Origin of the sequence: Microcystis sp. M079S1 (assembly GCF_020246425.1) — a bacterium.
Classification (GTDB): Bacteria; Cyanobacteriota; Cyanobacteriia; order Cyanobacteriales; family Microcystaceae; genus Microcystis; species Microcystis aeruginosa.
Genome location: NZ_JADBSZ010000027.1, coordinates 22559 through 28810, shown reverse-complemented (window position 1 = coordinate 28810; position 6252 = coordinate 22559). Strand labels below are relative to the sequence as shown.

Annotated in this window: 5 protein-coding genes; 2 read left to right on the top strand and 3 right to left on the bottom strand. The window is 43.3% G+C overall.

The annotated features are described in order from the left end of the window. Positions 1-157 precede the first annotated feature (157 nt). The 3 genes from secF to IM456_RS01690 form a co-directional block, all read right to left on the bottom strand. Positions 158-1090, bottom strand: coding sequence for a protein translocase subunit SecF (gene secF, locus IM456_RS01700; RefSeq protein WP_149985795.1), 933 nt, complete (start codon positions 1088-1090; stop codon positions 158-160). A gap of 121 nt (positions 1091-1211) precedes the next feature. Continuing rightward, entirely contained in the window at positions 1212-2618 is a 1407-nt protein-coding gene (secD, locus tag IM456_RS01695; RefSeq protein ID WP_149985796.1) for a protein translocase subunit SecD, read from the bottom strand. A 26-nt stretch (positions 2619-2644) separates the two neighbouring features. Beyond that, positions 2645-3628 carry an alpha-ketoacid dehydrogenase subunit beta gene (locus tag IM456_RS01690; RefSeq protein WP_002752113.1) on the bottom strand — a complete coding sequence of 328 codons (984 nt, stop codon included), beginning with the start codon at positions 3626-3628 and terminating at the stop codon, positions 2645-2647. Positions 3629-3974: 346 nt separating this feature from the next. Between IM456_RS01690 and IM456_RS01685 the strand changes: the two genes are divergently transcribed. Together IM456_RS01685 and yqeK are read left to right on the top strand one after the other, a co-directional pair. After that, positions 3975-5543: a YcjF family protein gene (locus IM456_RS01685; protein ID WP_149985797.1), complete on the top strand. Its 1569-nt coding sequence runs from the start codon at positions 3975-3977 to the stop codon at positions 5541-5543. 80 nt (positions 5544-5623) lie between these two features. Continuing rightward, the gene (gene yqeK / locus IM456_RS01680; protein ID WP_002763152.1) at positions 5624-6220 is read left to right on the top strand and encodes a bis(5'-nucleosyl)-tetraphosphatase (symmetrical) YqeK; all 597 of its coding nucleotides are present in this window, start codon (positions 5624-5626) and stop codon (positions 6218-6220) included. The last annotated feature ends 32 nt before the right edge of the window (positions 6221-6252 follow it).

Here is a 6252-nt window from a genome sequence, read left to right as displayed (position 1 = left end):
TCGGCTGGTGAGAGAGAGTCTATCTTTCTCTAAAAAAATGGAGAATCACGTTGGGGAGCCCTTTGGTATTTTATCCATGACTACAATGCACAGCAAAGCAAAGGATTAAGCCGCCATCACTACTACCGAATCACCACCTAACAGCCAAAAGCCATTTTTAAGCTTGCACGGCCTTAATTCGATTGGAACGACCGCGCCACCAAGCTAGTAGGGTACTAGCGATAAAAATACTCGAATAGGCCCCCGCCACGAAACCAATAATTAAAGCTAGGGCAAAATATTTTAAGGTGGTGCCACCAAAGAGAAAAATCGCCACCAGAGGCAATAAAGTGGTCAGGGTGGTATTAATCGAACGAGTTAGGGTTTGACTCACCGCATTATCGACAATTTCATCCACGGATAATTCGGGGGTATTGACAAAATTTTCCCGAACGCGATCATAAATTACCACTGTGTCGTTAACAGAAAAGCCCACAATTGTCAAGAGGGAAACCAAAAATAAACTATCCACTTCTACCCCCGCAATTAAGCCTAAAACCGCAAAGACCCCTAAAGTGATCAAAACGTCGTGCAGCAGGGCGACAATGGCAAAAAAAGCGTAATCCCGTTGAAAACGGAAGCTTAGATAGACAGCAATGCCAAAAAATGACACTAATAAAGCTAAAAATCCCGACCTAAATAATTCTTGACCGATGGTGGGACCGACCGTATCGATTTGACTGGTTTCGGGGTCAAAGGCACCGATTTTCTGGTTTAAGGTGTCGAGTAATTTTGTTCTCTGTTCTTCTGCGAGGGTTTTCGTCCGCACCGATAAAGTATATTTATCCAACACCTGCACACTACTGTTACCCAATCCTTCCTCGTCTAAAATTCCTTGCACTTCGGCAGTAGTTAAGGGTTTCTCACAGTTATTCTTTTTAGCACAGGCTAATTCTATCTGAATTCTCGTGCCACCAACAAAATCTAAACTCGGTCGCAAAGGCGCTTGAATAGTGAACCAAGAAATTACCATGGCCAAAATACTACCAATCGTCAGCAAGGCCGAGACTGTCCACCAAAAATTACGCTGTTTTGTAACGCTAAATGCCATATAGATTAAGTAAAAAGTAAAAAGGAAAAAGGAATTTGGGGAGTAGGGAGTGGCAATCGGTGGGTTACGGCGAATATGAAATTATTGGTTAACAGCATAACTTGTCGTCGCCTAACCCACCCTACTGATTTGTCGGTAAATTAGGGCAGAAAAGTTGGGGTTTTTGACGGACGCTGGGGACGTTTAACACGGTGATTAACAGGAGAGTGCGACTACAGGTTAAAGCGGTAAACATACTCACAGCTACCCCAATGGCTAAAGTTAAAGCAAAACCTTTGACTAATCCTGAACCCAACCAAAATAAGGCAGCACAGGCGATTAAAGTAGTGACATTACTATCAAGAATACTGGAAAAAGCCCGATAAAATCCCGACTCTACTGCCCGAAATAGGGATTTTCCGGCCCTTAATTCCTCCCGGGTACGCTCAAAAATCAGTACATTTGCATCAACTGCCATGCCGATACTGAGGATAAATCCGGCAATACCGGGTAACGTCATCGTGACTCCCACTAAGGCAAAAGCCCCCAGAGAGAGAATAGTATAGATAATCAGGGAAATATCGGCAATAATACCGGGTAAACGGTAATAAACCGCCATGAAGATTAAAACTAACAGTAAACCCACTAAACCAGCGTAGATACTGCGACGGATACTATCCTGGCCTAAAGTTGCCCCGACGGTGCGAATTTCTTCCACTTTAACGGGGAAAGGTAGAGAACCACCGCGCAATTGAATCGCTAGATCGTTGGCAGTTTCGGCGGTAAAATTACCAGTAATCACGGCCCGGCCTCCTGTAATTCCCGTTTGGGCAAACTGCACATCAACCACAGGGGCGCTAATTAATTCATTATCGAGGAAAATCCCAATACTGCGACCAGTACCCGCGATCGCTTTAGTCAGTTCGGCGAATTTATTGCCCCCTTCCGAATCGAAAGTAATGGCCACTTCCCAGTTAGTGCCTTGGGTGGAACTAATAGTGGCATTTTGCAGATTTTTTCCAGTTAAGTCCACCGATTCAAATAAATTTAAAATCGCCTGTTTAGATTTTTGCAGAGATTGTTCTAGTTCGGCAATTTTAGCGGCATTTTCGGGTTTATTCTCGGCTTTGAGGGCGGCTAATTCCGCTTTTTTTTGTTGAAAAATTGAATATTCAGCCCGGAATTCTCCTTCTGTACCTTGTTTTTGCTGACGAAATTCTAATTGGGCCTGAACATTTAGGTTTCTCTCAGCTTCTTTGGGATCTGTGACCCCGGGTAGTTGCACGATTACCTGATTTTTACTGTCCACAGTCTGCACTAATGATTCAGAAACACCCAGGGCATTAACGCGATTTTCAATCACATTTTGTACGGCTTTTAAATCATTAGGTTGAATGGTTGTGACGGTTTCAGTGGGTTTAACCTGAATGGTTAATTGACTACCACCGCGCAGGTCTAAACCTAATTGTAGGGGTAACTTAATCAGGATGACGATCGAGGCAATAACCAGTCCGATGATCAGTAACAATAACCAATTTTGTCTCTGCATAACTTCAGTATCAAAAGGAGAATTTTTTAAATGCGATCACCGACCATTTTTTGGACAGCTTCGACAATTTGATTAGGTTGAATAATCGTCAATCTTTCTAGATTACCGTTATAAGGTGTGGGGATATCTTGGGAAGATAATCTTAACACCGGGGCATCTAATTCATCGAATAACTGCTCGTTAATTAAAGCAATTAACTCGGAAGCAATTCCCGCCGTTTTCATACATTCTTCCACGATAATCACCCTATGAGTCTTGCGAATCGAAGCGGCAATCGTCTCCATATCAAAGGGTTTCAGGGAAATTAAATCGATAATTTCTGGATCATAGCCATCTTTTTCTAACTGTTTTAATGCCTGTAAACAGTGATGACGCATCCGCGAATAGGTGAGAATGGTAATATCTTCTCCCTTGCGAACGATTTCGGCTTTATCGAGGGGTAAAAGATACTCGGTATCAGGTAAATTTTCCTTGAGATTATAGAGAAGAACGTGTTCAAAGAAAAGCACGGGGTTATTATCTCTAATCGCCGATTTTAATAAACCTTTGGCGTTGTAAGGAGTGGAACAAGCGACAATTTTTAGACCGGGTACCGCGTGAAAATAGGCCTCTAAACGTTGGGAATGTTCCGCCCCTAATTGTCTGCCCACACCCCCCGGACCACGGATAACCATGGGGATTTTAAAATTACCGCCAGAAGTATAACGTAACATCCCGGCATTGTTGGCAATTTGGTTAAAGGCAAGCAAAAGAAAACCCATATTCATGCCTTCAATAATCGGACGTAATCCCGTCATGGCTGCCCCCACTGCCATGCCCGTAAAACTATTTTCAGCGATGGGAGTATCTAAAACCCTTAAATCGCCATATTTTTTGTAGAGATCTTTGGTAACTTTGTAGGAACCACCGTAATGACCCACATCTTCACCCAAAACAAATACTGTCTGGTCGCGGCCCATTTCCTCATCGATCGCCTGTCGCAAAGCATTAAATAATAGGGTTTCTGCCATATCAAGTCCCCGCTTACAATTCGGTCATCTTATCACTAAACTTATTATCTTACCCCTTTTCTGGCCCGAGGGAATAGGAAGTGGGGAAGTGGGGAAGTGGGGAGGTGGGGAAGTGGGGAAGTGGGGAGAATAAATAAAAGTAGGTGGAGAACGTAGGTTGGGTTGAAGCATGAAACCCAACGCCCGATTATGTTACGCTACCGCTAACCCATCCTACAAATAATTTTGCCTCCCTACTGATGAATAAAAACAATTATGACTATAGATAATAGTCTATTCTAGTTCCCGACAATCGGCCGGCAAAGAACTAAGATCAAGATCAAGGAATCCCCTACCGTTAAAGCTGATGAAATTACCCCGTCTTGCCACTTTAATCATTGGTCTGAGCTTTATTTTCGGATTAATGTTGTGGTTAGTCAACTCTATCTATCGTCTTTACATCCAGATCGCCTTTACCGCTCCTATCTTAGCTAATATTCTGCTTTTGCTGATTATCGGACTGCTGGGCTTGCTGATATACGTTCTTCTGTACTACTTTTATCTGCTGCCCCAGCAGCAAAAAAGTCGCCGCGGGTTGCGTTCTTCCTCCCGTCCACCCCTAAAATTACCGGTAGAAAAAACCGAGGCCGCCGGGGAAACCTTAAAAGCTATCCGGCAACAAGTGGAGCAAATTCAAGATAAAGTAACCCAACAGGTTTTTATTAACCGTTCCCAAGAAATTGAGCGAAGTTTAGCCAGAAAAGAAGTTAAAATCATTGTTTTCGGCACAGGATCGGCGGGAAAAACCTCTCTAATTAACGCCCTCATCGGTCAAATGGTGGGCGATGTGGAGGCAACCATGGGAACCACGGAAAAAGGGGAAACCTATAGTTTAAAAATGAAAGGTGTGAATCGGGAAATTCAAATTACCGATACCCCCGGCATTCTCGAAATTGGTGCAGCCGGAGGTCAAAGGGAACAGTTAGCGCGACAATTAGCCACGGAAGCAGATTTACTTTTATTTGTCATTGATAACGATATTCGACAATCGGAATATGCCCCTTTATTGCGTTTAATTGATATTGGTAAACGTTCTCTCTTAGTCTTTAATAAAATCGATCTCTATAGCGACGAAGATCGAGACATTATTTTAAAACAATTACGAGAACGTCTAAAAGGAGTGATCCTTTCAGCCGATATTATTGCCGTCGCCGCTAATCCCCAACCCCTACAGTTAACCGGTGGACAAATCATCACACCAGAACCAGATATTTTGGCTTTAATTAAACGTTTGGCTTCAGTTTTACGGGCCGAAGGGGAGGATTTAGTGGCGGATAATATCCTCTTACAATCCCAAAGATTGGGGGAAGAAGCTAGGAAAATTATTGATCGCCAACGTCGTCGCCAAGCTGATAAAATTATCGATCGCTATCAGTGGATCGGTGCGGGAGTGATTGCAGTGACTCCCTTACCAGTGTTCGATATGTTAGCAACGGCGGCGGTTAATGCTCAAATGGTCAGGGAAATTGGTCAAGTTTATGGCTGTGAAATTAACAGCGATCGAGGCAAGGAATTGGCTCTATCTTTGGGCAAAACTCTAGTTAGTTTGGGAGTAGTGAAAGGAGCAGTAGAATTATTAGCCAGAATCCTACAGTTAAATTTTACTACCTATATAGTCGGTAAGGCAATTCAAGGGGTCAGTGCCGCCTATTTAACCCGCATTGCCGGCAAAAGTTTTATTGAATATTTCCGTCAGGATCAAGACTGGGGTGACGGTGGTATGACGGAAGTGGTACAAAGACAATTTCAACTCAGTCGCAAGGAAGAATTTATTAAGTCTTTTGTGGCCGATGCGATCGGTAAAGTGGTACAACCTTTTCAGGATGATTGGCAGCAAGAAGAAGTTTTAGAAGCTAGTTGCGAGGATGATTGGTAAAGATCGAACCCGGGAGCAATAGGCAAAATTGTATAGTAATTGTTACAATCGTTTTGGGGTTCCACAAGGGCAAAAAAAAGATGCGACAGCAAGTTATCGACTGGTTAAAAGAAAACGTCAACGAACACCGTCTGCGACATATTCTCGGTGTGGAGACCATGTGTATTGATTTAGCTCGTCATCACGATCTCGATCCCGTCCAAGCAGGGCAAGCGGGATTACTACACGATCTGGCTAAATTTTTCAAGCCCAAAAAACTGCTAAAAATGGCGGAATCGGCGGGAATAGACGTGGATAATATCTGTTTATCCCATCCCCACTTACTCCACGCCGATGTGAGTGCAGTTGTCGCCCAAAAAGAATTTAACGTTACCGACGAGGAAATTCTCGAAGCAATTCGCAATCATACCCTCGGTAAACCCAATATGAGTGATCTTAGCTGTATAGTCTTTATTGCCGATGCCTTGGAACCCAATCGCGGCGATACACCCGAATTAAACGCCCTACGACAACTCAGCTATCAAAATCTCCATAAAAGCGTTCAACAAACCTGTGATTATTCCCTAAAATATCTTTTAAGTAGCCATTGTCCCATTCATCCCCGCACCGTGCTAACCCGCAACTGGGCGTTACAAATTGTTAAAGAACAACCAACAGAAACTAAAACCATTGATTAACATAATCTCAAGACTCGCTTAAAACCACCTCA

Excerpts from the sequence above, each read along its gene's own strand:
- secF (WP_149985795.1), bottom strand. The coding sequence starts at position 1,090 with ATGGCATTTAGCGTTACAAAACAGCGTAATTTTTGGTGGACAGTCTCG.
- secD (WP_149985796.1), bottom strand. The coding sequence starts at position 2,618 with ATGCAGAGACAAAATTGGTTATTGTTACTGATCATCGGACTGGTTATT.
- IM456_RS01690 (WP_002752113.1), bottom strand. The coding sequence starts at position 3,628 with ATGGCAGAAACCCTATTATTTAATGCTTTGCGACAGGCGATCGATGAG.
- IM456_RS01685 (WP_149985797.1), top strand. The coding sequence starts at position 3,975 with ATGAAATTACCCCGTCTTGCCACTTTAATCATTGGTCTGAGCTTTATT.
- yqeK (WP_002763152.1), top strand. The coding sequence starts at position 5,624 with ATGCGACAGCAAGTTATCGACTGGTTAAAAGAAAACGTCAACGAACAC.